The 247-nt window shown below is 34.8% G+C and carries 1 pseudogene; it reads right to left on the bottom strand.

The annotated features are described in order from the left end of the window. Positions 1 to 247, bottom strand: a pseudogene (locus ACFIK8_RS12470) (hypothetical protein); the annotation flags it as partial.

The following is a 247-nucleotide window of genomic DNA, read 5'->3' on the forward strand; positions in this document are numbered from 1 at the left end:
AGTTGCGTATTGAAAATCGGGTTTGAAATCTTCTAGTATTCTTTCAACTTCTTGTTTTTCCCTTGTTTTCTTTGTTCCTTCAAAAAAGTTTGCTTTCTCTGGAAAATAAGCAGGCATCATCGTGTCAAAGATTTCTGAAAGTTTTTTTCCAACCTTTTTAACTTTTCGTGAAGGCAATTTCGCAATCATCGCTTCGTTAATTTGCCATCGGTTGTTAGCTTCGTTTGAAAGATTGATATTTTGCTCG

The sequence above is a fragment of the Bartonella sp. MR168JLCBS genome (genome assembly GCF_042194175.1).